This window comes from Rhizobium sp. RAF56 (genome assembly GCF_052113965.1).
In the GTDB taxonomy this organism is placed as follows: Bacteria; Pseudomonadota; Alphaproteobacteria; order Rhizobiales; family Rhizobiaceae; genus Rhizobium.
In genome coordinates this window covers 172,830-198,444 of record NZ_JBFRDU010000006.1, presented here as the reverse complement: position 1 = coordinate 198,444, position 25,615 = coordinate 172,830, and the positions used below count along the sequence as shown (strand labels likewise).

Here is a 25,615-nt window from a genome sequence, read left to right as displayed (position 1 = left end):
CAGGACTATTCGCTATTCGCCATTCGCTATTCGCCCCTGGAAAGCGTTTGGTACGGAGAACGCAGCATGACCGAACATAACGTCCGCAACTTCAACATCAATTTCGGACCGCAGCATCCGGCCGCGCACGGCGTTCTTCGCCTAGTGCTGGAGCTGGACGGTGAAATTGTCGAGCGCGTCGATCCGCATATCGGGCTGCTGCACCGCGGCACCGAGAAGCTGATCGAGACGAAGACCTACCTGCAGGCGGTGCCTTATTTCGACCGCCTCGACTACGTCGCGCCGATGAACCAGGAGCATGCCTTTGCGCTGGCCGTCGAGAAGCTGCTGGGGATCGAGATCCCCATCCGGGGTCAGCTGATCCGCGTGCTTTATTCGGAAATCGGCCGCATCCTGTCGCATCTCCTGAACGTCACGACCCAGGCCATGGACGTTGGCGCACTGACGCCGCCGCTCTGGGGTTTCGAAGAGCGCGAAAAGCTGATGGTGTTCTATGAGCGCGCCTCCGGCTCGCGCATGCATGCGGCTTACGTGCGCCCGGGCGGTATACATCAGGATCTGCCGGAAAAGCTTGTTCAGGATATCGGCGACTGGTGCGATCCCTTCCTCAAGGCGCTCGACGACATCGACGACCTCTTGACCGGTAACCGCATCTTCAAGCAGCGCAACGTCGACATCGGCGTCGTTTCCCTGGACGAATGCTGGGCCTGGGGCTTCTCGGGCGTGATGGTGCGCGGCTCGGGTGCCGCATGGGATCTGCGCAAGGCGCAGCCCTACGAGTGCTATGCGGATCTCGAATTCGACATCCCGATCGGCAAGAACGGCGACTGCTACGACCGCTATCTGATCCGCATGATCGAGATGCGCGAGTCGGTTCGCATCATGAAGCAATGCGTCAACCGCCTGCTCGGCGATGCCCGCACCGGCCCGGTCTCTTCAGTGGACGGCAAAGTGGTCCCGCCGAAGCGCGGTGAGATGAAGCGCTCGATGGAGGGGCTGATCCACCACTTCAAGCTCTATACCGAAGGTTACCACGTGCCGGCCGGCGAAGTTTATGCGGCGGTCGAAGCGCCCAAGGGCGAATTCGGCGTCTATCTCGTCTCGGATGGTTCGAACAAGCCTTATCGCTGCAAGATCCGTGCGCCGGGCTATGCACACCTCCAGGCCATGGACTTCATGTGCCGCGGTCACCAACTGGCCGACGTCGCGGCTGTGCTCGGTTCGCTCGACATCGTGTTCGGCGAGGTGGATCGTTGATGCGGCATCTCGTTTGCATGATTGTCGCGCTGAGCGCACTTGCGTCCGGCGCCTCCGCTCAGGAAGCAGGTGCGAAGGCGCCGCAAAAGCTCGGGACGGTTGGCCAAAGCGTGGGCGGCCAAGGCGTCGGTGGCCAGGGTTTGGGCACGCCGGGCGCCGGCAAAACAACTCAGAAGGGTACGGCGAGCGACGCGACCGGGGCTAACCCGTCGATGGCCGAGCTCGTCTCGCGCGGCTATGAAATCAAGGCCGCCGTGCCCAACGGCGGAAAGTTCATCGTGTTTATGCAGAAAGACCAGTCGGCCTACGCCTGCGAGTTCCAGTCTCTGACGGGAACGCGGTGTGGCTCCATAAACTGAGATAAGGCGTTAAAGAATGTCCGTTCGTCGACTAGCCGAAGATCAATTCCAACCTGCCGCGTTCGCGTTTAGCGACGACAATACGGCTTGGGTGGAAAAGACGATCAAGAAATATCCGGAAGGCCGCCAGCAATCCGCGGTCATTCCGCTTTTGATGCGCGCGCAGGAGCAGGACGGCTGGGTCACCAAAGCCGCGATCGAAAGCGTCGCCGATATGCTGGATATGGCCTATATCCGCGTGCTCGAAGTCGCGACGTTCTACACGCAGTTTCAGCTCAACCCGGTCGGCACGCGCGCCCACGTCCAGGTTTGCGGCACCACGCCGTGCATGCTGCGTGGCTCCGAAGCGCTGATGAACGTCTGCAAGAGCAAGATCCATGCACATCCCTTCGAGCGCAATGCCGATGGCACGCTGTCCTGGGAAGAGGTCGAATGTCTTGGGGCCTGCGTCAATGCCCCGATGGTAATGATCGGCAAGGATACCTATGAGGATCTGACGCCTGAGCGCCTCGAAGAGATCATCGGTGCGTTCGAGACGGGGAAGGGCGCCGAAGTTGTACCCGGTCCCCAGATCGAGCGCATATATTCGGCGCCGGAAGGCGGGCTGACGTCGCTGCTCGACTCGCCGTTGACGGTGAAGGCAGCAAGAGCAAAAGCCGCGCCGAGGGCAGTCGTCGCGGAAACCGTGAGCGTGCCGCCGGCGGAGGCCGCGCGCCCGAAGAGCGTAGAGCCGGAAGTCAATCCGGCCCTGAAGAGCCCCGCTGACGGCGAGACGGCGCTGCCTGCCGACCATCCGAAGGCGAAACCCGCCAAGAAGGACAATACCGCGCTTAGCCAGGCGAAGCCGTTGCTGACCGACAAGAACCGTCCTGCCGCCCTCGAAAAGCCGGCGACGCCTGACGATCTGAAGTTGATCTCAGGCGTCGGCCCCAAGATCGAAGCCATCCTCAACGAGATCGGCATCCACACCTTCGCCCAGGTCGCGAGCTGGAAAAAGGCGGAGCGCGAGTGGGTCGACGGTTATCTCAGCTTCCACGGCCGCATCGAGCGCGACGATTGGGTCAAGCAGGCCAAGGCGCTCGCAAAGGGCGGCGAAGCGGAATACATCAAGGTCTTCGGTAAGAAGCCGCGGTAAGGGGTAAAGAATGTTACAGGATCAGGATCGTATCTTTACCAATATCTACGGCCTCAAGGACAAGTCCCTGAAGGGCGCGATGAGCCGCGGCCACTGGGATGGTACCAAGCAGATTCTCGAAAAGGGTCGTGACTGGATCATCAACGAGATGAAGGCGTCCGGCCTGCGCGGCCGTGGCGGCGCCGGCTTCCCGACCGGTCTCAAGTGGTCGTTCATGCCCAAGGAAAGCGACGGCCGTCCACATTACCTCGTGGTCAACGCCGACGAGTCCGAGCCCGGCACCTGCAAGGATCGCGACATCATGCGCCACGATCCGCATACGCTGATCGAAGGCTGCGTGGTTGCGAGCTTCGCGATGGGTGCGAACGCCGCCTACATCTACGTTCGCGGCGAATACATCCGTGAACGCGAGGCGCTGCAGGCAGCCATCGACGAATGCTACGATTACGGTTTGTTGGGTAAAAACAACAAGCTCGGCTGGGATATGGACATTTACGTTCATCATGGCGCCGGTGCTTATATCTGTGGCGAGGAGACTGCGCTGCTCGAAAGCCTGGAAGGCAAGAAGGGCCAGCCGCGCCTGAAGCCGCCGTTCCCGGCCAACATGGGTCTCTACGGTTGCCCGACGACGGTCAACAACGTCGAATCGATCGCGGTCGCCCCGACCATCCTGCGCCGCGGCGCGGCCTGGTTCTCCTCTTTCGGGCGTCCGAACAATGTCGGCACGAAGCTGTACATGCTGTCCGGCCACGTCAACAAGCCGTGCACAGTCGAAGAGACGATGGGCATCACCTTCCGCGAACTCGTCGACAAGCATGGCGGCGGCATTCGTGGCGGCTGGGACAATTTGCTGGCGGTCATTCCCGGCGGCGCGTCGTGCCCGATCGTTCCCGCAAAGGACATCATCGACTGCCCGATGGATTTCGACGGCCTGCGCGCGGTCGGCTCCTCCTTCGGTACGGCGGCTGCCATCGTCATGGATAAGTCGACCGACGTGATCAAGGCGATCGCCCGCATCTCGGCCTTCTTCAAGCATGAGAGCTGTGGCCAGTGCACGCCCTGCCGCGAAGGCACCGGCTGGATGTGGCGCGTCATGGAGCGCATGGCCAGGGGCAACGCCCAGAAGCGCGAGATCGACATGCTGTTCCAGGTGACGAAGCAGATCGAAGGGCATACTATCTGCGCGCTCGGCGATGCGGCTGCCTGGCCTGTCCAGGGTCTGATCCGGAACTTCCGTCCGGAAATCGAAAAGCGCATCGACCAGTACACTGCCAATGCGCTGGCGCACGGCGCCGTCATGGAAGCGGCCGAGTAGGATCATGGTAGCAAAATCTGCACAGTCACGACCGGGTGAAGGGGCGGCCGAAGCATCGGCGCCTCTTGGCCGCATGGTTTCAGACATGATGCAGAACGCGTCCGCAATCCCGGTGCATCCGTTGATGGCGCATCAGGCCGCGGCCTTTGCCACGGCAACGGCAATCGGCTTCAGCGTCTCGACGCAGATGGCGAACGCCTTTTTCGGCATGATCGAGGGTGCCGCGGAAGCAGCCCGCCTGCTTGCCACGCCCGTCGAGAAGCCCACGGCGGAACCGGTTGCTGCCGAGCCTGCCGAAAAGACCAGGGTCGTGGAAAAGGCTGTGACTGCCGCGGCACCTGAGAGGGTCGCGGTTGAGCCGCCGGCAGCCAAGCCGCGCGTGGAAAAGCCGGTTGCGGCAAAGGTGAAGTCGGTGGTCGAGGCGGCGGTCAAGGCGGTAAAGCCGAGGGCCAAGATTGAACCGGTCGCCGGACGAAAGGCTTCGCGGAAGGCGGACGATCTGAAGCTGATTTCGGGCATCGGCCCGAAGCTGGAAATGGTGCTGAACGAGCGCGGCTACCGCAGCTTTGTCGACATCGCGGCCTGGACGATCGACGATGTCGTTCGGATCGACACGGAACTCGGCTTCGAAGGCCGGATTGCGCGCGACGACTGGGTCGGTCAGGCCAAGGCTTTCGCAGCGCAGCCCAAAGGGCGGAGATAGTTTGCCGGCCGATCGTTCGGCCGAACGTAGAATGACGACGGCGGTCGACACTCCGGACAGGTACCGGATGTGTGGCTGCCTGCGGGTCTTGCCGGGGCAAGGTTCGACAAGCGTGAATATGAGCGACTGCGCCTGCGACGGTTGACCGTCTCGCGCCAGTGTTGCGGTTATGAAATTGTCTGCGGCGCGCGTTGGCCGCAGACGTGACATAGGACTGAGTGGACGATGGTAAAACTGAAGATTGACGGAAAAGAGATCGAAGTCCCGGATCACTTCACGCTCATCCAGGCGTGCGAGGAAGCCGGCGCCGAAGTCCCGCGCTTCTGCTTCCATGAGCGGTTGTCGGTGGCCGGCAACTGCCGCATGTGCCTCGTCGAGGTAAAGGGCGGTCCGCCGAAGCCACAGGCATCGTGCGCCATGGGCGTACGCGACATCCGCGGTGGTCCGAACGGCGAACTGCCGGAAGTCTTCACCAACACGCCGATGGTCAAGAAGGCCCGTGAAGGCGTGATGGAATTCCTGCTGATCAACCATCCGCTCGATTGCCCGATCTGCGACCAGGGCGGCGAATGCGACCTGCAGGACCAGGCCATGGCCTTCGGCATCGATACGTCGCGCTATCAGGAAGACAAGCGCGCGGTCGAAGACAAGTACATCGGGCCGCTCGTCAAGACCGTGATGAACCGCTGCATCCACTGCACGCGCTGCGTTCGCTTCACGACGGAAGTGGCCGGCATTTCTGAACTCGGTCTCATCGGCCGTGGCGAGGACGCCGAAATCACGACCTATCTAGAGCAGGCGATGACCTCGGAACTGCAGGGCAACGTCGTCGATCTTTGCCCGGTCGGCGCGCTGACATCCAAGCCTTTCGCGTTCACGGCCCGTCCGTGGGAGCTGAACAAGACCGAATCGATCGATGTGATGGACGCGCTCGGCTCGGCGATCCGCGTCGACACGCGCGGCCGCGAAGTCATGCGCATACTGCCGCGTGTCAACGAGGCGATCAACGAGGAATGGATCTCCGACAAGACCCGCTTCATCTGGGACGGGCTGAAGACGCAGCGCCTCGACCGGCCGTATGTTCGCCGCGATGGCCGCCTGCAGGCCACAAGCTGGGGCGAAGCCTTCGGCGCGATCAAGGCTGCTGTTGCCGGGACATCCGGCAACAAGATCGGCGCGATTGCCGGTGATCTTGCTTCCGTCGAGGAAATGTACGCGCTCTCGGAATTGCTGAAGTCGCTCGGCTCGGAAAATCTCGACTGTCGCCAGGACGGGACGGCGCTTGATCCGTCGCTCGGCCGCGAAAGCTACCTGTTCAACCCCACCATCGAAGGCATCGAAGCGGCCGACGCACTGCTTATCGTCGGCGCCAACCCGCGCTTCGAGGCGGCGGTTCTCAATTCCCGCATCCGTAAGCGCTGGCGTCGCGGCAAGTTCCCGATCGGTGTGATCGGCGACGGCGGCGACATGCGCTACGGCTACGATTATCTCGGCGCCGGCACGGAAACGCTGAAGGACGTGCTTGCAGGCACCCACGCCTTCGCCGAGGTCTTGAAGAAGGCCGAGAAGCCGATGATCATCGTCGGGCAGGGGGCGCTGTCCCAGGCCAACGGTGCAGCCGTTCTCGCTGGTGTCGCAAAGCTTGCCGTCGATGTCGGCGCGATCGCCGAGGGCTGGAACGGCTTTGCCGTGCTTCATACCGCAGCCTCGCGCGTTGGCGGCCTCGATCTCGGCTTCGTGCCGGGAGCAAACGGCGTCAACGCCGCAGCCATGCTTTCTTCGATGGACGTGCTCTTCCTGCTCGGCGCCGACGAACTCGATTTCGCCGCCGGCAAGGCGAAGTTCACGGTCTATATCGGCTCGCACGGCGACAACGGCGCGCACAATGCCGACGTCATCCTGCCCGCCGCCGCCTACACTGAAAAGTCGGGCACCTGGGTCAATACCGAAGGTCGCGTCCAGATGGGCAATCGCGCCGGCTTTGCGCCGGGCGAGGCGCGCGAGGACTGGGCGATCCTGCGCGCGCTCTCTGATGTACTCGGCAAGAAGCTTCCCTTTGATTCGCTGAACGAATTGCGCGCCAAGCTCTATGCGGCCTTCCCGCATTTCGGCCATCTCGACGAGATCGGCGCCGGCGACAGCGCCAAAATTGCCGCACTCGCGCAAAAAGCCGGCGATATGGGCAAATCCGGGTTTGCGTCGCCGGTGAAAGACTTCTATTTGACGAACCCGATCGCACGCGCCTCGGCCGTCATGGCCGAATGCTCGGCGTTGGCGCGCAATAATTTTCAGGCCGCGGCAGAGTAAGGGCAAGGGGCTATGGATTCATTCTTTTCGACCTATGTCTGGCCAGGGCTCATCATGGTGGGCCAGTCGCTTCTTCTCCTGGTCTGTCTGCTGATCTTCATCGCCTACGTGCTCTTGGCCGACCGCAAGATCTGGGCTGCCGTTCAGCTGCGTCGCGGCCCGAACGTCGTCGGTCCGTTCGGCCTGTTCCAGTCGTTCGCCGACCTTCTGAAGTTCATGTTCAAGGAGCCGATCATCCCGGCGGGCGCGAACAAGGCGGTTTTCCTTTTGGCGCCGCTGGTTTCCGTGGTGCTGGCGCTATCGACCTGGGCGGTCGTGCCGGTCGCGCATGGCTGGGTGATCGCCGACATCAACGTCGGTGTCCTCTACATCCTGGCGATCTCGTCGCTCGAGGTCTACGGCATCATCATGGGCGGCTGGGCTTCGAATTCGAAGTACCCGTTCCTCGGCGCGCTGCGCTCGGCGGCGCAGATGGTCTCCTACGAAGTCTCGATCGGCTTCGTCATCGTCACCGTTCTTCTGTGCGTCGGTTCGCTGAACCTCACCGACATCGTCATGTCGCAGCAGACGGGCCTCGGCACCAAGCTCGGCCTGCCGCCGTCGCTGCTCGACTGGCACTGGTTGTCGCTGTTCCCGATGTTCATCGTGTTCTTCATCTCGGCGCTGGCTGAGACGAACCGTCCGCCCTTCGACCTGCCGGAAGCGGAATCGGAGCTGGTCGCCGGCTTCATGGTGGAATACGGCTCCTCTCCGTACATGATGTTCATGCTCGGCGAATACGCGGCCGTCGTGCTGATGTGCTCGCTGACGACGATCCTGTTCCTCGGCGGCTGGCTGCCCCCGCTCGACATCTGGATCCTGAACTGGGTTCCGGGGATCATCTGGTTCATGCTGAAGTCGTGCCTGGTGTTCTTCATGTTCGCGATGGTCAAGGCTTTCGTGCCGCGCTACCGCTACGACCAACTCATGCGCCTTGGCTGGAAGGTGTTCCTGCCGATCTCGCTCGCCATGGTCGTCATCGTTGCATTCGTGCTGAAGCTGACGGGTTGGGCATGATCATGCCCGTCCTCGCTTCCGTGAAATTTGGAGATTGAAGATGGCCGGTTTGTCCAATGCCGTCAGCTCGCTGTTCCTGAAGGAATTCGTCGGCGCGTTCTTCCTGTCGATGCGTTACTTCTTCAAGCAGAAGGCGACGATCAACTATCCGTTCGAGAAGGGCCCGGTATCCCCGCGCTTCCGCGGCGAGCATGCTTTGCGCCGCTATCCGAACGGCGAGGAGCGCTGCATCGCGTGCAAGCTGTGCGAGGCGATCTGTCCGGCACAGGCGATCACCATCGAAGCCGGCCCCCGCCGAAACGACGGTACGCGCCGCACGGTGCGCTACGACATCGACATGGTGAAGTGCATCTATTGCGGCTTTTGCCAGGAGGCCTGCCCGGTCGACGCGATCGTCGAGGGCCCGAATTTTGAATTTGCCACGGAAACCCGCGAAGAACTCTACTTCGACAAGGCGCGGCTTCTGGAAAACGGCGATCGGTGGGAACGGGAAATCGCGCGCAACATCGCGATGGACTCGCCTTACCGCTGAGCGGAAGACTTTGAATATGCCGTGATGGGCCGCGTCTGTGCGGCCATCGCGGTTGAACTTAGACCGGAGTTTTGCCGGACGACCTGTCCCGCAACACTCCATCGGGCAGGGATCGTCCCGGCTGCCCGGGGGAAGACGAAAAAGGCACCAACATGGGTCTGCAGGCTCTTTTTTTCTATCTCTTCGCCTTTGTCGCGGTGGCGTCGGCGTTCATGGTCATATCGGCGCGGAATCCGGTTCATTCGGTTCTGTTCCTGATCCTGACCTTCTTCAACGCAGCCGGCCTGTTTCTCCTGCTCGGCGCGGAGTTCCTGGCGATGCTGCTGCTTGTCGTCTATGTCGGCGCGGTCGCGGTTCTCTTCCTCTTCGTCGTCATGATGCTCGACATCGACTTCTCGGAATTGAGGGCGGGCCTGCTCGAATACGCGCCGATCAGCGCGCTCGTCGGCATCATCCTTGCGGCCGAGCTGATCATCGTGGTCGGCGGCAGCGTGATTTCGCCTGTCGTTGCCAAGTCGATCGCCATGCCGATCCCGGCAGTGGCTGAGCGGACGAACACGGCCGCACTCGGCGACGTGCTCTACACCAACTACGTCTACTTCTTCCAGATCGCCGGCATGGTGCTCTTGGTCGCGATGATCGGTGCGATCGTGCTGACGCTCAGACACCGCACGCACATCAAGCGCCAGAACATTTCGAACCAGGTCGCCCGCACGCCCGCGACCGCCGTCAAGGTGGTCAAGGTCAAGTCGGGGCAGGGCGTCTAAGCCGCGGCAAGAGGGTCAAAGGAATAACAATATGGTCATCGGACTTTCCCACTACCTGACCGTCAGCGCCATCCTCTTTACGCTCGGCGTCTTCGGCATTTTTCTCAACCGCAAGAACGTGATCATCATCCTGATGTCGATCGAGCTGATCCTGCTCGCGGTCAACATCAACATGGTCGCCTTCTCCTCGTTCCTCAACGACATCGTAGGACAGGTCTTTGCGCTATTCATTCTGACCGTCGCTGCTGCCGAAGCCGCCATCGGTCTTGCAATTCTCGTTGTCTTCTATCGCAACCGCGGTTCGATCGCCGTGGAAGACGTCAATATGATGAAGGGCTGAGGGCTCATGTTGCTATATAAGGCTATCGTCTTTCTTCCCCTGATCGGCGCGCTGATCGCCGGCCTCCTCGGCCGCCAGATCGGCGCCAAGGCTTCGGAATACATCACCTGCGGCTTGATGATCATTGCCGCCGCGCTGTCGTGGATCGTTTTCTTCCAGGTGGCGCTCGGCGAAGCGCACGAAGGACCGATCAAGGTCGAGGTGCTGCGCTGGATTCAGTCCGGCGGTATCGACGCCTCCTGGGCACTGCGCATCGATTCGCTGACGGCCGTCATGCTCGTCGTCGTCAACTCCGTCTCGACGCTCGTTCACGTCTATTCGATCGGCTACATGCATCACGATCCGCATCGGCCGCGCTTCTTTGCCTATCTGTCGCTTTTCACCTTCGCCATGCTGATGCTGGTGACCTCGGACAACCTGGCGCAGATGTTCTTCGGCTGGGAAGGCGTGGGTCTCGCCTCCTATCTGCTCATCGGTTTCTGGTACAAGAAGCCGTCGGCCTGTGCGGCCGCGATGAAAGCCTTCATCGTCAACCGCGTCGGCGACTTCGGTTTCGTGCTCGGCATCGCCGGCGTGTTCGTGCTGTTCGGCGCGATCAACTTCGACGTCATCTTCGGCAATGCCCAGGCTTTTGCGGCCGGGCAGGGCGGCCAGCCGGGCGACATCGTGCTGAACCTCTTCGGCATGCATCTCGACCGCGCGCATGCGCTGACGGCCGTCTGCCTTCTGCTCTTCATGGGCGCGATGGGTAAGTCTGCGCAGTTCCTGCTGCACACCTGGCTTCCGGATGCCATGGAAGGCCCGACGCCGGTCTCCGCACTCATCCATGCCGCAACCATGGTGACGGCGGGCGTCTTCCTTGTCGCCCGTATGTCGCCGATCTTCGAACTGTCGCATGACGCACTGGTCTTCGTCACCGTCATCGGCGCCATCACCGCCTTCTTCGCGGCGACTGTCGGCCTCGTGCAGAACGACATCAAGCGCGTGATTGCCTATTCGACCTGCTCGCAGCTCGGCTACATGTTCGTGGCGCTCGGCGTCGGCGCCTATGGCGCGGCAATCTTCCACCTGTTCACGCACGCCTTCTTCAAGGCGCTGCTGTTCCTCGGCGCCGGCTCGGTCATCCATGCCGTCGACGGCGAGCAGGACATGCGCTACATGGGCGGCCTGCGGAAACATATTCCAGTGACGTTCTGGATGATGACGATCGGCACGCTGGCGCTGACCGGCGTCGGCATTCCCGGCACGATCATCGGCACGGCCGGCTTCTTCTCGAAGGATGCCATCATCGAGGCAGCCTTCGCGTCGCACAGCCCGGTATCGAGCTTTGCCTTCACGCTGCTGGTGATCGCGGCTCTGTTTACGAGCTTCTATTCCTGGCGCCTGGCGTTCCTGACCTTCTTCGGCAAGCCGCGCGCATCGCACGAGGTCATGCATCACGTTCACGAATCCCCGAACGTCATGCTGATCCCGCTTTATCTGCTGGCAATCGGCGCGCTGTTCGCAGGCTTCCTGTTCCACGAACATTTCGTCGGTCACGGCTACGAAGAGTTCTGGAAGGGCGCGCTCTTTACGCTGCCGCAAAACGAGATCCTCGAGGAGATGGAGCACGTTCCGACCTGGGTGAGCCTCAGCCCTTTCATCGCCATGCTGCTCGGCTTCGTGATCGCCTGGTACATGTACATCAAGTCGCCGTCGACGCCGCGCGTGCTCGCCAAGCAGCACCGCGTGCTCTACGAGTTCCTGCTCAACAAGTGGTACTTCGACGAGCTCTATGACTTCCTGTTCGTGCGTACCGCCAAGCGTCTCGGCCGCTTCCTCTGGCAGAAGGGCGATATCGGCATCATCGACGGCTACGGCCCGAACGGTGTTGCCGCGCGCGTCGTCGACGTTACCAACCGCGTCGTCCGTCTGCAGACCGGCTACCTCTACCACTACGCCTTCGCGATGCTCCTCGGTATCGCGGCCCTCGTTACCTGGATGATGCTCGGGAGTTCCCTCTGATGACCGATTGGCCTATTCTTTCAACGGTCACGTTTCTGCCGCTGGTCGGCGTGGTGCTCCTGCTCCTGATGCGGGAGGATGGTCCTAACGGCCGCCGCAACATCCTGAACGTGTCGCTGCTGACCACGCTCGTCACCTTCGTCGTCTCGATCTTCATCTGGACCGGCTTCGACAATGCCAATCCGGGCTTCCAGATGATCGAGATGCACGGCTGGCTCGGCGGCGGCATTTCCTATCATCTCGGCGTCGACGGCATTTCGATGCTGTTCGTCATCCTGACCACCTTCCTGATGCCCTTCTGCGTGCTGGCGAGCTGGCTCGCCATCGAGAAGCGGCTCAAGGAATACATGATCGCCTTCCTGATCCTCGAGATCATGATGCTCGGCGTGTTCGTGTCGCTCGACATCGTGCTGTTCTACGTGTTCTTCGAGGCTGGCCTGATCCCGATGTTCCTGATCATCGGCGTCTGGGGCGGCAAGGATCGCGTCTACGCGAGCTATAAGTTCTTCCTCTATACGCTTCTCGGCTCGGTGCTGATGCTGCTCGCCATCATGGCGATGTACTGGCAGGCCGGCACGACTGATATCCCGGCGCTGCTCGCCTACAAGTTCCCGCCGCAGATGCAGATCTGGCTATGGCTCGCCTTCTTCGCCTCCTTCGCGGTGAAGATGCCGATGTGGCCGGTGCATACCTGGCTGCCCGACGCCCACGTGCAGGCCCCGACGGCCGGCTCGGTGATCCTGGCGGGCATTCTCCTGAAGCTCGGCGGCTACGGCCTCATCCGCTTCTCGCTGGCGATGTTCCCGAATGCCTCGGAATTCTTTGCGCCGCTCGTCTTCTCGCTGTCGGTCATCGCGATCATCTACACCTCGCTGGTGGCGATGATGCAGGACGACATCAAGAAGCTGATCGCCTATTCGTCGGTTGCGCACATGGGCTATGTGACCATGGGGATTTTTGCGGCCAACGCTCAAGGGGTGCAGGGCGCGATCTTCCAGATGCTGTCGCACGGCATCGTTTCCGGCGCGCTCTTCCTCTGCGTCGGCGTCGTCTACGACCGCACCCATACCCGCGAGATCGCGGCCTATGGAGGCCTCGTCAACAACATGCCGAAATATGCGGTCGCCATGATGGTGTTCACCATGGCCAACGTCGGCCTGCCCGGCACGTCGGGCTTCATCGGCGAATTCCTGACGCTGATCGGCGTCTTCCGCGCCAACACCTGGGTCGCGCTGTTTGCGGCAACAGGCGTCATTCTGTCGGCGGCCTATGCGCTCTGGCTCTATCGCCGCGTCATCTTCGGCGCGCTGGAGAAGGAAAAGCTGAAGGCACTGCTCGACCTGTCGCCGCGTGAACAGCTGATCCTCTATCCCTTGATCGCGCTGACGATATTCTACGGCGTCTATCCGGCTCCGATCTTCGACGCGACGGCGGCTTCCGTCGACCTGCTCGTGAACAACTACACCGCTGCCCTGCACGCTGCGCAAGACGTTGCGCTGTCGATGAATTGATGACGGGACCATTCGGACATGACCGCTGACACCATTTTCGCAAGTCTTAGCCTTTCCGCGCCGGAGATCATCCTGGCGGTGGGCGCGCTTGTCCTGCTCATGATCGGCGTCTTCGCCGGTGAACGGTCCGCGACAGCCGTCACGGGGCTGGCCATCGTCCTGCTGGCCGCGGCGGCTCTCTGGCTGATCTTCGTGCCAGGCGAGGGGCTCGCCTTCGGCGGCGCTTATCTCGCCGACGGCTTCTCGCGCTTCATGAAGGTGGTGGCGCTGGTCGGCTCCATCACAGCCATGGTGCTCGGGCTTGGCCAGGCGCGCACCTACAAGCTCGATCGCTTCGAATATCCGGTTCTGCTGGTGATCGCGACGCTCGGCATCCTGCTCCTCATCTCGGCGCACGACCTGATCTCGCTCTATCTTTCGCTCGAGCTGCAGTCGCTGTCGCTCTATGTCATCGCCGCCATCAACCGCGACAGCCTCAAGTCGACGGAAGCGGGCCTCAAGTACTTCGTGCTCGGCGCTCTCTCCTCCGGCATGCTGCTTTACGGAATGTCGCTGGTCTATGGCTTCACCGGCCATACGACGTTCGACGCCATCGCTCAGGCGCTGACGGCCGAGACCCGCTCGCTCGGCCTCGTGTTCGGCCTGGTCTTCGTGCTTGCCGGCCTTGCCTTCAAGATTTCCGCCGTGCCGTTCCACATGTGGACGCCGGACGTTTACGAAGGCGCGCCGACGCCGGTCACCGCCTTCTTCGCGGCCGCACCAAAGGTCGCCGCCATGGCGATCCTGACGCGCCTGGTGATCACTGCCTTCCATCCGGTACTTGCCGATTGGCGTCAGATCATCGTCTTCATCTCGATCGCTTCGATGCTGCTCGGCTCTTTCGCGGCGATTGGCCAGCGTAACTTCAAGCGGCTGATGGCCTATTCGTCGATCGGGCACATGGGTTACGCGCTGGTCGGTCTTGCGGCAGGCAATCAGGCCGGCGTCTCCGGCGTCATGCTCTACATGCTCATTTACATGGTGATGACGCTCGGCACCTTTGCCTGCATTCTCGCCATGCGCCGTACGAACGGAGCCGTGGTCGAAGACGTCAACGATCTCGCCGGCCTCTCGACGACCCATCCGTTCATGGCGGTGGTGCTGACGGCGCTGATGTTTTCGCTGGCCGGCATTCCGCCAATGGCCGGCTTCTTCGGAAAGTATTTTGTCTTCGTCGCCGCCATTCAGGCGCACCTCTACGGCCTTGCGATCATCGGCGTGCTTGCCTCGGTCGTCGGCGCCTACTATTACCTTCGCGTCATCAAGGTCATGTGGTTCGATGAGGCCAAGGAAGGCTTTGGCCGGACCTCCGGCGAACTTCGCCTGGTCTTCGGCCTCTCCGGTCTCTTCGTCGTCGCCTACGTGCTGTTCGGTTGGGCGATCGGCGGTGCGGCGGATGTCGCTGCCGCCACGCTGTTCTGATGGCCGCTGCCATCAAGGGCCGGGGGTCGTTCATGGACTTCCGGCACGAGGCGCTCTCAGAGACGTCTTCCACCAACACGGAATGCCTGGTCCGAGCGCGGGCCGGGGATAGTGGGCGGCTGTGGGTCACCGCGGACCGCCAGACCGGTGGACGTGGTCGTCGCGGCCGGCCTTGGGTCTCAGAACCCGGCAATCTTTATTCCTCGCTGCTGCTGATCGATCCTGCGCCGATGGAGCGCCTGGGTTCGCTGCCGCTTGCGGTGGCCGTCGCCGTGCACGAGGCGATCAGGATGGTCCTGCCGCCGGGTGCCGAGCCCCTGGAAATCAAGTGGCCGAACGACATCCTGATCGGCCGCAAGAAGACGTGCGGCATCCTCATCGAAGGCGAAAGGCTTTCGGACGGCCGTCATGCGGTGGTGATCGGCATCGGCATCAACGTTTCGGTCATGCCGGACGAACCGATCTATCCGGTCACGAGCCTGCGCGAACAGGGCGCTGCGACTGGACCGCAGGAGCTGTTTGCCCACCTCTTCGTATCGATGGCCGATGCGCTCGATTTGTGGGATGAGGGCCGGGGCATTCGCGAAATCACCGCGCGCTGGCGCGACGCGGCATGCGGTATCGGCGAAAAGATTAGCGTAAACCTCCCGGATCGCACGATTCCCGGGCGATTTGCCGGAATCGATGATAATGGCTTGTTGATGCTCGATACGGGTGAGGGCAGGATCATGCTCATCGCCGCGGGCGATGTTTTTTTCGGGTAGTGGGTTAATAGAACCAATGGCAAACCAAGACGAACTGGTGTTTTTACCGCTCGGCGGCGTCGGCGAAATCGGGATGAATCTCGCACTCTACGGCTACGGCGCGCCGGAGCACCGCCAGTGGATCATGGTCGATTGCGGGGTGACGTTTCCAGGCCCGGACCTGCCGGGGGTGGATCTCGTTCTCCCCGACATCCGCTTTCTTGCCAAGGAGCGCAAGAACCTCAAGGCGATCATCATTACGCATGCGCACGAGGACCACTACGGCGCGCTCAACGATCTCTGGCCGGGCCTGAACGTGCCCGTCTATGCGTCCGCCTTCACCTCCGGGCTGCTTGAAGCCAAGCGCAATTACGAGAAAACGCTGGGCGAAATTCCGGTTACGCCGTTCAAAGCCGGTGACCGCATCAATGTCGGTCCCTTCAGCATCGAGGGCGTCGCGGTGAACCATTCGATCCCGGAGCCGATGTCTCTGGTGATCCGCACCCCGCTCGGCAACGTCGTCCATACCGGCGACTGGAAGATCGACCACGAGCCGTCGCTCGGTCCGATGACGGACGAGGCCCGTTTCCGCCAGGTCGGTGACGAAGGCGTCCTGGCGCTGATGTGCGATTCCACCAACGCTCTTCGCGACGGCGTCTCGCCCTCTGAAAAGGATGTGTCGGAGAGCTTGCGCAAGATCATCGAGGAAGCCGAGGGAAGGGTGGCGATCACCACTTTCTCCTCGAACGTCGGCCGCATCCGCACCGTCGCTGAAGCAGCCGAAGCTGCGGGCCGCGACGTGCTGCTGCTCGGCAGCTCGCTGAAGCGGGTCGCCAATGTCGCGCGAGACGTCGGCCTGATGGAGGGGGTGAAGCCCTTCATCGCCGAGGACGAATACGGCTATATTCCGCGCGACAAGGTCGTTGTCATCCTGACCGGCAGCCAGGGCGAACCACGCGCGGCGCTTGCGAAACTTTCCCGCGACGAAATGCGCAACGTGGCGCTGGCCGCCGGCGATATCGTCGTCTTTTCCTCCCGCGCCATCCCCGGAAACGAAAAGGCGATCCAGGATATCAAGAACGGCCTGATCGAACAGGGCGTACACATCATCACCGACAGCGAGGCGCTGGTGCACGTTTCAGGCCACCCGCGCCGCAACGAATTGCAGAAGATGTACGAGTGGACGCGGCCGAAGGTCGTCGTTCCCGTCCACGGTGAAGCGGCGCATTTGACGGCGCACAAGGAACTGGCGGAGCAATCGGGCATCGCTACCGTGCCGCGCGTGCGCAACGGCGACGTGCTCAGACTGGCGCCTGGCCCGGTGGAGGTAATCGGCGAGGCGCCGCATGGCCGTATCTACAAGGACGGCACCCTGATCGGCGACTACGACGAGATGGGGATCGGCGATCGCAAGAAGCTCTCCTATGTCGGCCATGTCGCCGTGAACATGGTGCTCGACGCGCGTTACGACATTGTCGGCGATCCGGATCTCGTCGCGATCGGCCTGCCGACCTTCGACGACGAAGGCGAGGATATGGAGGACACGCTCTTCGACGCGGCGATCAGTGCCGTCGAAAGCGTGCCGCGCGCGCGCCGCAAGGATCTCGACATGCTGCAGGAAGCAGTGCGCCGCGCCGTCCGCGCCACCGCCAACCAGGCCTGGGGCAAGAAGCCGTTGGTGACGGTATTCGTGACCAAGACTTGAGCGGACGTGTCGACCGCACGCTGATCGAGCTAGGACAGCTGTGACAATATGGCGCGATCGCGCCGTATGAGGTAATCCGTACAACGGATTGAAAATACTAACATAATATTGAAATCTGTGCCGGCTTTTGCCAGCTGGGACGCGGTTGCACGTTGCCGACGCCTCTTTGATCCACGCCGAATTGGCCGTATAAGCGCGCGAAATCAACAGCCGACCGGTGCCCAAGGGTTAAGCCATGACACAGACGATCATATCCACACTCGCGGTCTACTTCGTCATTTGGTGGGTCACGCTCTTTGCCATCCTTCCCTTCGGAATTCGCACGCAGGCCGAAGACGAGGACGTGACGCTCGGGACCGTCGCGAGCGCGCCGGCGAAATTCCATGGATGGCGCATCTTTCTCGTCACCTCGCTGGTCGCGGGCGTAATTTACGGCGCTTGGTACATCAGCGCCAACTATCTGGGTTTCGGCTTCAATTCGATCCCGCCGATCGTCCCGCGCTACGGCGGGTAACGCCTGTGGGGCCTGGGGCCGCCGTTGGCGGTGCTTTCGCAATTCTGTCATCGAAATGATGTACTGCCATCGGAAAGATGGCAGTCGCCAAAAAGTCAAAAAAAAACAAGGCTGGAAGCCTTGCTTTTTAATTATCGCGTGATCCTTATCCGTTGCCGGGGCAGCGAGCGAGCGCGCCTAAGATCTGATCCTCCCAAGACTTGACCGCGAAAATGACAAGAATTTAATCTCCTTGCCTTTTTGTGAGCACACGCTAGCTCAAAGAGTGGGCTTTGTCATCTGTTTTTTTGCATTTTTGCTACACTCATGGAAAAAATTTTTATCGACAACACTTTGCCGTAAACCATTAAAAACGCGCTTATTTTCGCATACGCGAAAATTCATGACTAACGCCCCTCATTGTGCTCGCGGCTGAAAATTCACGCACGCAATTGCGGGTTTCTTTCCAGCCTCGAAGCGGTTATGAACACCGTCAGCGTTAACTCTTTTCGCCGATTCCGCGGCCTGTGGAACGGCAAAACACCTTGGGTAATATACCAATGCGTCTTTCCCGCTATTTCATGCCGATCCTGAAGGAAAATCCGAAGGAAGCAGAAATCGTTTCACACCGCCTGATGTTGCGTGCCGGCATGATCCGTCAGCAGTCGCAGGGCATCTATTCCTGGCTGCCGCTGGGCAAGCGCGTGCTGGACAAGGTCAATAATATCATCCGCGAGGAGCAGAACCGCTCTGGCGCCGTGGAACTGCTGATGCCGACGCTGCAATCGGCGGAGCTGTGGCAGGAGAGCGGACGCTACGACGCCTATGGCAAGGAAATGCTGCGCATCAAGGACCGGCAGGACCGACCGATGCTCTACGGGCCGACCAACGAGGAAATGGTCACCGACATTTTCCGCACCTACGTCAAGTCCTACAAGGACCTGCCGCTCAACCTCTATCATATCCAGCTCAAGTTCCGCGACGAGATCCGTCCGCGCTTCGGCACGATGCGCTCGCGCGAGTTCCTGATGAAGGACGCCTATTCCTTCGATCTCACGCGCGAGGGTGCGGAGCATTCCTATAACAAGATGTTCACGGCCTATCTGCGTACTTTCTCGCGGCTTGGGCTGCGCGCGATCCCGATGCGCGCCGATACCGGTCCGATCGGCGGCAATCTCAGCCACGAATTCATCATCCTTGCCGATACCGGCGAATCCGAAGTCTTCTGCCACAAGGATTTTGTCAATTTCGACATTCCCGCGGTCGACACGGATTTCGACGATGTGGCCGGCTTGAAGAAAGTTTTCGATCAGTGGACTTCGGTCTACGCGGCCACATCAGAGATGCATGAGGAAGCGGCCTTCAATGCCATTCCCGAAGGCGAGCGCCTTTCGGCACGCGGCATCGAGGTTGGCCACATCTTCTATTTCGGCACGAAATACTCCGAGCCGATGGGTGCCAAGGTCCAAGGTCCTGACGGCAAGGAACATTTCGTCCACATGGGTTCCTACGGTATCGGCCCCACGCGCCTTGTTCCCGCCATCATCGAAGCATCGCATGACGAGAACGGAATCATCTGGCCGGATTCGGTCGCGCCGTTCGATGTGGTGGTGATCAACATGAAGGCCGGCGACGAAGCCTGTGATGCGGCTTGCGAGACGCTTTACGGAGCGCTCTCGAAGTCCGGCAAGGACGTGCTGTTCGACGACCGCGACGAGCGGGCGGGCACGAAGTTCGCGACCGCCGATCTCATCGGCGTTCCCGTGCAGATCATCGTCGGCCCGCGCTCGATCGCGAGCGGCGAGGTGGAAATCAAGGACCGCAAGACCGGCGCACGCGAGACGGTGACGGTGGAAGCGGCAATCAACCGGCTCGCGGGCTGATCTAGGAATGGTGCGGCAATGGCGGTAAGCAACGCGGCAGAGGACCAGCAGGAAAAGCCCTCCGGCGCGGGCCTGTCCGCTTCGGCGCGCCCCTTTTCCAGGTTCGAACGCATGGTCGCCTGGCGCTATCTGCGAGCCCGGCGCAAGGAGACCTTCATCTCGGTGATCGCCGGCTTTTCCTTCGTCGGCATCATGCTCGGCGTCGCGACGCTGATCGTCGTCATGGCGGTGATGAATGGTTTCCGCACGGAGCTCATCACCCGCATTCTCGGCATGAACGGCCACGTCATCGTGCAGCCGATCGATGCGCCGCTGAACGACTACGCGGCGCTGACCGATAAGTTCGCCGTCGTGCCCGGTGTGACGATGGCGATACCGTTGGTGGAAGGCGAGACGCTCGCCTCCGGGCATGGAGGCGCTGGCACCGGCGCGCTGGTCAAGGGGATGCGCGCCGACGACCTCACCAAGCTCAAGACCATTTCCGGCAACATAAAGAGCGGCGATATGGTTGGGTTCGCCGCAGGTACCGGCGTTCTCATCGGCACGCGGATGGCCCAGCAGCTGGGCCTTGCCGCCGGCGACCAGATCACGCTGATCGCGCCGGACGGCGACATCACCCCCTTCGGCGTCAACCCGCGCGTCAAGACCTACACTGTCTCGGGCATCTTCGAGATCGGCATGTCGGAGTATGATGCCTCGATCATCTTCATGCCTCTGGAGGAGGCGCAGCTCTATTTCAACGCCCCTGGCATAGTGCAGTCGATCGAACTCTTCATCAGCCATCCCGACGACGTCGATCAGATCAGGCCGAAGATCGAGGCCGCGGCCGGGCGTCAGGTCTTCCTGACCGACTGGCGCCAGCGCAACGAGACGTTCTTCTCGGCGCTCCAGGTCGAGCGAAACGTCATGTTCATGATCCTGACGCTGATCGTCCTCGTGGCGGCGTTGAACATCATCTCCGGGCTGATCATGCTGGTGAAGGACAAGGGCAGCGACATCGCGATCCTCAAGACCATGGGCGCAAGCTCCGGCGCAATCATGCGCATCTTCTTCATGACCGGGGCGGCGATAGGTATCGTCGGCACGTTTGCGGGCGTGCTGCTCGGCGTCCTCGTCTGCGTCAACATCGAGTCGATCCGTCAATTCTTCTCCTGGGTTTCGGGCACGATGCTGTTCGATCCGGAACTCTATTTCCTCAGCCAACTGCCGGCCGAAATGAGCATGCGCGAGACTGTTTCCGTGGTTGCCATGGCGCTGACGCTCTCCTTCATCGCCACCATCTTTCCGGCATGGCGCGCCTCCCGGCTCGATCCGGTGCAGGCCCTGCGCTACGAATAAGGATTTCTGCCGTTGAACAATCGCAATGTCGTTCTCAAGCTCACCGGCGTAGAGCGCCACTATGGGCAGGGCGAAACGCTGCTCTCGATCCTGAAGGGAGCCGACTTTTCGTTGCGCACCGGCGAGATCGTCGCGCTCGTCGCCCCGTCGGGAACCGGCAAGTCGACGCTTCTGCATGTCGCTGGACTGCTGGAGCACCCCGACGCCGGGGAGGTGACGATCAACGGGCAGAACTGCGAAAACCTCACCGACGAAAAACGCACGGCCATCCGCCGCAGCGACATCGGCTTCGTCTACCAGTTCCATCACCTCTTGCCGGAGTTTTCCGCGCTCGAAAATATCATGATGCCTCAACTGATAGCCGGCCTTCCGTGGGAAGAGGCGCGCGAGCGCGCGAGCGCGCTTCTCGACTATATGCGCATCGGCCATCGCGGTGACCATCGTCCGGCCGAACTCTCCGGCGGCGAACAGCAGCGCGTGGCGATCGCCCGCGCCGTCGCCAACGCGCCGCTGGTGCTGTTTGCCGACGAGCCGACCGGAAACCTTGATCCGGAAACGGCAGGCTATGTCTTCCAGGCGCTGGAGGCGCTGGTGCGCCAATCTGGCCTTGCGGCGCTGATTGCCACGCACAACCATGAGCTCGCCAGCCGAATGGACCGCCGGGTAACCATCGAAGACGGCAAGGTCGTGGAATTCTGAGCAGCTTCAGGGCAGTCTGCAGCGCGATGATCCGTCCCGATATAGCTCATCGCCGATAGCGGCTTTCGGTGCCACGGAAATAACCATCTAGATACCGGTCGCAGCCACATGGTATGCCCGCCGCGAGGATGACATTGCTCTCCTGCGCGCGCATAGATCTGCGAATTCGCTTCGATGAGGCTTTCGAATTCGCCTCCGTCCATTATTCGCCCCCTCGGCAGTGTTAACCATAGCTCAACGAAACTGTGTGGAACCATGTTGACAGCGGAACATATATCGAACAAAGTAAAAACATAAAAGCACAGGAGAGCCAAATGACTGACATAATCCGTGATATTGCAGCATTCACCTCCATCGTCATGTTCGTAGCCAGCTGCTCGCTGATCATGATGGCCATGTAATCGAACGGGGTCGCGGACTTATGACCGTGATCCACAGGCGGGACGCTGGACAGCGGCTCTCCAAACGCCGAAAATGCGGCCGATTCATCGGTGAACGCAGGAAGGCATCTCATGGCGGAAAAAGGTAGCGGCGCGGTCGGGCCGCTGGGGACTACTCCGCAGTTCGTCCACTTGCGCGTCCATTCCGCCTATTCGCTTCTCGAGGGTGCGCTACCGCTCAAGAAGATCCTTGCCAAGGCCACCGGCGACAGCCAGCCGGCGATCGCCATCACTGACACCAACAACCTTTTCGTTGCGCTGGAGTTTTCCCAGAAGGCGATGGAGGAGGGCTTGCAGCCGATCATCGGCTGTCAGGTGTCGATCGACATGGAAGACGGCGCCGAGACGGATCGGCGTGGTCAGCATATTCAGGCGAAGCTGCCCGCGATCGTGCTGCTTGCCGCCACCGACGCCGGATACGAGCGGCTCGTCGATCTCGTCAGCCGCGCCTATCTCGGCGGCGAAGACAATACTGCCATCAATATTCGCGCTTCGTGGCTCGCCGAGATCGGTACGGAGGGCATGATCGCGCTGACGGGTGCGGCCGGAGGTCCGGTCGATGTCGCATTGAAGGAAGGCCGGCCGGCGCAAGCCGCCTCGCGCCTTCTAGAACTGAAGCGGCTCTTCGGCGACAGGCTCTATGTCGAGCTGCAGCGCCACGCCACCTATGACCGCCGTCACGAACACAAGGTGATCTCGCTCGCATACGAGCACGATCTGCCGTTGGTCGCGACGAACGAGGCGTTTTTTCCGACCCGCGACGACTACGACGCCCATGATGCGCTGATGGCTGTGGCGCACAATGCCATCGTCTCGGACGACAGTCGTTTCCGCCTGTCGCCGGATCACTACCTGAAGAGCCGGGCCGACATGGCCAAGCTCTTCGCGGATCTGCCCGAGGCGCTCGAAAATACGGTCGAGATCGCGCACCGCTGCTCCTTCGTCCTGAATACGCGCAAGCCGATCCTGCCGCGCTTCACCGGCGGTAGTGCCGATCCGGAGGAGGCCGAGCGCGCCGAGGCAAGGGAACTGCGCGATCAGGCGGTGGAGGGTTTGAACCAGCGGCTCGCCACGCTCGGCATGGCGGCGGGCTACGAGGAACAGGAATATCGCGACCGGCTGGAGTTTGAACTCAGCGTCATCGAGCGCATGAAGTTCCCCGGCTACTTCCTGATCGTTGCCGACTTCATCAAATGGGCCAAGCAGCAAGATATTCCCGTCGGGCCGGGTCGCGGATCGGGGGCAGGGTCGCTGGTCGCCTATGCGCTGACGATCACCGACGTCGATCCCTTGCGTTTTTCGCTGCTCTTCGAGCGCTTCCTCAATCCGGAACGCGTCTCGATGCCCGACTTCGATATCGACTTCTGCCAGGATCGCCGCGAGGAGGTGATCCGCTACGTCCAGAAAAAGTATGGCCGCGAGCAGGTGGCGCAGATCATCACTTTCGGTTCGTTGCAGGCGCGCGCAGCACTTCGCGACGTCGGCCGCGTGCTGGAAATGCCCTATGGCCAGGTCGACAAGATCTGCAAGCTGGTTCCGAACAATCCCGCCAATCCGACGCCGCTCTATAAGGCAATCGAGGAGGAGCCCAAACTGCGGGAAGAGGCGGAGAGGGAGCCGGTGGTCGCCCGCCTGCTCGACATCGCCCAGAAGATCGAAGGGCTTTACCGTCACGCCTCGACCCACGCCGCCGGCATCGTCATCGGCGACCGGCCGCTGTCGAAGCTTGTGCCGATGTACCGCGATCCGCGCTCCGACATGCCGGTCACGCAGTTCAACATGAAGTGGGTCGAGCAGGCGGGGTTGGTGAAGTTCGACTTCCTCGGTCTGAAAACGCTGACGGTGTTGAAGGTCGCCGTCGATTTCGTCGCCAAGCGCGGGATCAGCATCGATCTCGCCGGCATCCCGCTCGACGATAAAAAGACCTACGAGATGCTGTCGCGGGGCGAAACGGTCGGCGTGTTCCAGGTGGAAAGTGCCGGCATGCGCAAGGCCCTGATCGGCATGCGACCGGACTGCATCGAGGACATTATCGCGCTCGTCGCGCTCTATCGTCCCGGCCCGATGGAAAACATCCCTGTCTATAACGCCCGCAAGCATGGGGAAGAGGAGCTGGAGTCGATCCACCCGACGATCGACCATCTGCTCAAGGAGACCCAAGGGGTTATCGTCTACCAGGAACAGGTGATGCAGATCGCGCAGGTGCTCTCGGGCTATTCGCTCGGCGAGGCTGATCTATTGCGCCGCGCCATGGGTAAGAAGATCAAGGAGGAGATGGACAAGCAGCGTGCCCGCTTCGTCGACGGCGCGGTGGCCAACGGCGTGGCCAAGGGCCAGGCCGACGTCATCTTCGACCTTCTGGCCAAGTTCGCCAACTACGGCTTCAACAAGTCGCACGCGGCGGCCTACGCGATCGTCTCCTACCAGACCGCCTATATGAAGGCGCACTACCCGGTGGAGTTCCTGGCGGCGTCGATGACCCTCGACATGGCGAACACCGAAAAGGTCAACGACTTCCGCCAGGACGCCAAGCGGCTCGGCATCGAGGTGATCGCGCCTTCGGTCCAGACCTCCTACCGGCATTTCGAAACCGGGGGAAACCGCATCTACTACGCTCTTGCTGCACTCAAGGGCGTCGGCGAATCCGCCGTGGAGCATATCGTCGAGGTCAGGGGAGATCGGCCGTTTGCGAGCCTGGAGGATTTCTGCCTGCGCGTCGATCCGAAGCAGGTGAACCGTCGCGTGCTGGAGAGCTTGATCTTCGCCGGCGCCTTCGATTGCTTCGGAACCGACCGGGCGCAGTTGATCGGCGGGCTCGATCGTATCATGGGCTATGCGCAGCTGGCGCAGGAGAACAAGCGCAGCGGCCAGTCCGACATGTTCGGTTCCGGCTCTGGGTCCGGGCCGGAGCGCATTTCCCTTCCGCCCTTCACCCCTTGGCTTGCTTCCGAGCGACTGTTGCGCGAATTCCAGGTCCTCGGTTTCTACCTGACCGCCCATCCCCTCGACAGCTACGATTCGATCCTGAAGAAGATGCGGGTGCAGACATTCGCGGACTTCTCCGCGGCGGTGAAGCAGGGCGCGAGCAACGCGCGGCTCGCTGGCACCGTGATCTCCAAACAGGAGCGCAAGACGCGCACCGGCAACAAGATGGGCATTATCGTCTTTTCGGATTCGTCCGGCCAGTTCGAGGCTGTGTTGTTCTCCGAATTGTTGAACCAGTATCGCGATGTGCTGGAGCCGGGTAAATCCTTCATCATCATTGCGGCAGGCGAGGAGCGGCCTGAGGGCGTCAGCCTTCGGCTGCAATCGGTTCAGTCGCTTGAGGAAAAGTCTCTGCAGATGCAGAAGGCGCTGCGCGTCTATGTCCGCGATTCCGGCCCGCTCAAGATGGTCTCGGCCCATCTCAATACCAAGGGCGACGGGCTCGTTTCCTTCATCGTCATCAAGGAAGAAGGCAAGCGCGAGGTAGAGGTGGCGTTGCCGGAGAAATACCGGATCACGCCGGAGATCGCCGCAGCACTTCGCACGGCGCCGGGCGTCATCGACGTCGAGTTGGTTTGACGA

At 61.4% G+C, this 25,615-nt stretch carries 20 protein-coding genes; all 20 read left to right on the top strand.

All coding sequences use genetic code 11. From position 1 onward, the window contains the following. Window positions 1-66: 66 nt before the first annotated feature. The 20 genes from AB4048_RS07370 to dnaE all read left to right on the top strand — a co-directional run bounded on the left by AB4048_RS07370 (window position 67) and on the right by dnaE (window position 25,612). Window positions 67-1,257, top strand: a complete 1,191-nt coding sequence (locus AB4048_RS07370) for an NADH-quinone oxidoreductase subunit D (protein WP_442201273.1) — start codon at window positions 67-69, stop codon at window positions 1,255-1,257. Beyond that, window positions 1,257-1,616: a hypothetical protein gene (locus tag AB4048_RS07365; protein WP_442201272.1), complete on the top strand. Its 360-nt coding sequence runs from the start codon at window positions 1,257-1,259 to the stop codon at window positions 1,614-1,616. Before AB4048_RS07370 ends, AB4048_RS07365 begins: the two co-directional genes overlap by 1 nt. Before the next feature lie 16 nt (window positions 1,617-1,632). Then, complete coding sequence (locus tag AB4048_RS07360; RefSeq protein ID WP_442201271.1) at window positions 1,633-2,751, top strand: NADH-quinone oxidoreductase subunit E; 1,119 nt, start codon at window positions 1,633-1,635, stop codon at window positions 2,749-2,751. A gap of 10 nt (window positions 2,752-2,761) precedes the next feature. After that, complete coding sequence (gene nuoF / locus AB4048_RS07355; RefSeq protein WP_442201270.1) at window positions 2,762-4,066, top strand: NADH-quinone oxidoreductase subunit NuoF; 1,305 nt, start codon at window positions 2,762-2,764, stop codon at window positions 4,064-4,066. 4 nt (window positions 4,067-4,070) lie between these two features. After that, complete coding sequence (locus tag AB4048_RS07350; RefSeq protein WP_442201269.1) at window positions 4,071-4,769, top strand: 5' DNA nuclease; 699 nt, start codon at window positions 4,071-4,073, stop codon at window positions 4,767-4,769. Between the two features lie 225 nt (window positions 4,770-4,994). Beyond that, window positions 4,995-7,076 carry an NADH-quinone oxidoreductase subunit NuoG gene (nuoG, locus tag AB4048_RS07345; RefSeq protein ID WP_442201268.1) on the top strand — a complete coding sequence of 694 codons (2,082 nt, stop codon included), beginning with the start codon at window positions 4,995-4,997 and terminating at the stop codon, window positions 7,074-7,076. 12 nt (window positions 7,077-7,088) lie between these two features. Continuing rightward, window positions 7,089-8,132, top strand: coding sequence for an NADH-quinone oxidoreductase subunit NuoH (gene nuoH / locus AB4048_RS07340; RefSeq protein WP_442201267.1), 1,044 nt, complete (start codon window positions 7,089-7,091; stop codon window positions 8,130-8,132). 40 nt (window positions 8,133-8,172) lie between these two features. Further along, window positions 8,173-8,664: an NADH-quinone oxidoreductase subunit NuoI gene (gene nuoI / locus AB4048_RS07335; RefSeq protein ID WP_104822689.1), complete on the top strand. Its 492-nt coding sequence runs from the start codon at window positions 8,173-8,175 to the stop codon at window positions 8,662-8,664. A 152-nt stretch (window positions 8,665-8,816) separates the two neighbouring features. Then, window positions 8,817-9,431, top strand: a complete 615-nt coding sequence (locus AB4048_RS07330) for an NADH-quinone oxidoreductase subunit J (RefSeq protein ID WP_442201266.1) — start codon at window positions 8,817-8,819, stop codon at window positions 9,429-9,431. Between the two features lie 31 nt (window positions 9,432-9,462). After that, a complete protein-coding gene (nuoK, locus tag AB4048_RS07325; RefSeq protein ID WP_442201265.1) occupies window positions 9,463-9,771 on the top strand; it encodes an NADH-quinone oxidoreductase subunit NuoK in 309 nt (102 codons plus the stop codon). Between the two features lie 6 nt (window positions 9,772-9,777). Continuing rightward, on the top strand, window positions 9,778-11,775 hold the full coding sequence (gene nuoL, locus AB4048_RS07320; protein WP_442201264.1) for an NADH-quinone oxidoreductase subunit L: 1,998 nt from the start codon (window positions 9,778-9,780) through the stop codon (window positions 11,773-11,775). Then, a complete protein-coding gene (locus AB4048_RS07315; protein ID WP_442201263.1) occupies window positions 11,775-13,286 on the top strand; it encodes an NADH-quinone oxidoreductase subunit M in 1,512 nt (503 codons plus the stop codon). The genes nuoL and AB4048_RS07315 overlap by 1 nt, the downstream gene beginning before the upstream one ends. An 18-nt stretch (window positions 13,287-13,304) precedes the next feature. Then, complete coding sequence (nuoN, locus tag AB4048_RS07310) at window positions 13,305-14,747, top strand: NADH-quinone oxidoreductase subunit NuoN (protein ID WP_442201262.1); 1,443 nt, start codon at window positions 13,305-13,307, stop codon at window positions 14,745-14,747. Further along, entirely contained in the window at window positions 14,747-15,511 is a 765-nt protein-coding gene (locus AB4048_RS07305; protein ID WP_442201261.1) for a biotin--[acetyl-CoA-carboxylase] ligase, read from the top strand. Before nuoN ends, AB4048_RS07305 begins: the two co-directional genes overlap by 1 nt. A 16-nt stretch (window positions 15,512-15,527) precedes the next feature. After that, window positions 15,528-17,195 (top strand): ribonuclease J, encoded by a 1,668-nt coding sequence (locus AB4048_RS07300; protein WP_442201260.1) that lies wholly within the window; start codon window positions 15,528-15,530, stop codon window positions 17,193-17,195. A 235-nt stretch (window positions 17,196-17,430) separates the two neighbouring features. Then, the gene (locus AB4048_RS07295; RefSeq protein WP_442201259.1) at window positions 17,431-17,709 is read left to right on the top strand and encodes a DUF1467 family protein; all 279 of its coding nucleotides are present in this window, start codon (window positions 17,431-17,433) and stop codon (window positions 17,707-17,709) included. A gap of 539 nt (window positions 17,710-18,248) precedes the next feature. Beyond that, complete coding sequence (proS, locus tag AB4048_RS07290) at window positions 18,249-19,571, top strand: proline--tRNA ligase (protein WP_442201258.1); 1,323 nt, start codon at window positions 18,249-18,251, stop codon at window positions 19,569-19,571. A gap of 18 nt (window positions 19,572-19,589) precedes the next feature. Continuing rightward, a complete protein-coding gene (locus tag AB4048_RS07285) occupies window positions 19,590-20,909 on the top strand; it encodes a lipoprotein-releasing ABC transporter permease subunit (protein ID WP_442201257.1) in 1,320 nt (439 codons plus the stop codon). A 12-nt stretch (window positions 20,910-20,921) separates the two neighbouring features. Next, window positions 20,922-21,608: an ABC transporter ATP-binding protein gene (locus tag AB4048_RS07280; protein WP_442201256.1), complete on the top strand. Its 687-nt coding sequence runs from the start codon at window positions 20,922-20,924 to the stop codon at window positions 21,606-21,608. Between the two features lie 512 nt (window positions 21,609-22,120). Then, window positions 22,121-25,612, top strand: coding sequence for a DNA polymerase III subunit alpha (gene dnaE / locus AB4048_RS07275; protein WP_442201255.1), 3,492 nt, complete (start codon window positions 22,121-22,123; stop codon window positions 25,610-25,612). Window positions 25,613-25,615: the final 3 nt, after the last annotated feature.

Bases quoted from the DNA above. Each gene is read 5' to 3' on its own strand.
- AB4048_RS07370 (WP_442201273.1), top strand. From the start codon at position 67: ATGACCGAACATAACGTCCGCAACTTCAACATCAATTTCGGACCGCAG.
- AB4048_RS07365 (WP_442201272.1), top strand. From the start codon at position 1,257: ATGCGGCATCTCGTTTGCATGATTGTCGCGCTGAGCGCACTTGCGTCC.
- AB4048_RS07360 (WP_442201271.1), top strand. From the start codon at position 1,633: ATGTCCGTTCGTCGACTAGCCGAAGATCAATTCCAACCTGCCGCGTTC.
- nuoF (WP_442201270.1), top strand. From the start codon at position 2,762: ATGTTACAGGATCAGGATCGTATCTTTACCAATATCTACGGCCTCAAG.
- AB4048_RS07350 (WP_442201269.1), top strand. From the start codon at position 4,071: ATGGTAGCAAAATCTGCACAGTCACGACCGGGTGAAGGGGCGGCCGAA.
- nuoG (WP_442201268.1), top strand. From the start codon at position 4,995: ATGGTAAAACTGAAGATTGACGGAAAAGAGATCGAAGTCCCGGATCAC.
- nuoH (WP_442201267.1), top strand. From the start codon at position 7,089: ATGGATTCATTCTTTTCGACCTATGTCTGGCCAGGGCTCATCATGGTG.
- nuoI (WP_104822689.1), top strand. From the start codon at position 8,173: ATGGCCGGTTTGTCCAATGCCGTCAGCTCGCTGTTCCTGAAGGAATTC.
- AB4048_RS07330 (WP_442201266.1), top strand. From the start codon at position 8,817: ATGGGTCTGCAGGCTCTTTTTTTCTATCTCTTCGCCTTTGTCGCGGTG.
- nuoK (WP_442201265.1), top strand. From the start codon at position 9,463: ATGGTCATCGGACTTTCCCACTACCTGACCGTCAGCGCCATCCTCTTT.
- nuoL (WP_442201264.1), top strand. From the start codon at position 9,778: ATGTTGCTATATAAGGCTATCGTCTTTCTTCCCCTGATCGGCGCGCTG.
- AB4048_RS07315 (WP_442201263.1), top strand. From the start codon at position 11,775: ATGACCGATTGGCCTATTCTTTCAACGGTCACGTTTCTGCCGCTGGTC.
- nuoN (WP_442201262.1), top strand. From the start codon at position 13,305: ATGACCGCTGACACCATTTTCGCAAGTCTTAGCCTTTCCGCGCCGGAG.
- AB4048_RS07305 (WP_442201261.1), top strand. From the start codon at position 14,747: ATGGCCGCTGCCATCAAGGGCCGGGGGTCGTTCATGGACTTCCGGCAC.
- AB4048_RS07300 (WP_442201260.1), top strand. From the start codon at position 15,528: ATGGCAAACCAAGACGAACTGGTGTTTTTACCGCTCGGCGGCGTCGGC.
- AB4048_RS07295 (WP_442201259.1), top strand. From the start codon at position 17,431: ATGACACAGACGATCATATCCACACTCGCGGTCTACTTCGTCATTTGG.
- proS (WP_442201258.1), top strand. From the start codon at position 18,249: ATGCGTCTTTCCCGCTATTTCATGCCGATCCTGAAGGAAAATCCGAAG.
- AB4048_RS07285 (WP_442201257.1), top strand. From the start codon at position 19,590: ATGGCGGTAAGCAACGCGGCAGAGGACCAGCAGGAAAAGCCCTCCGGC.
- dnaE (WP_442201255.1), top strand. From the start codon at position 22,121: ATGGCGGAAAAAGGTAGCGGCGCGGTCGGGCCGCTGGGGACTACTCCG.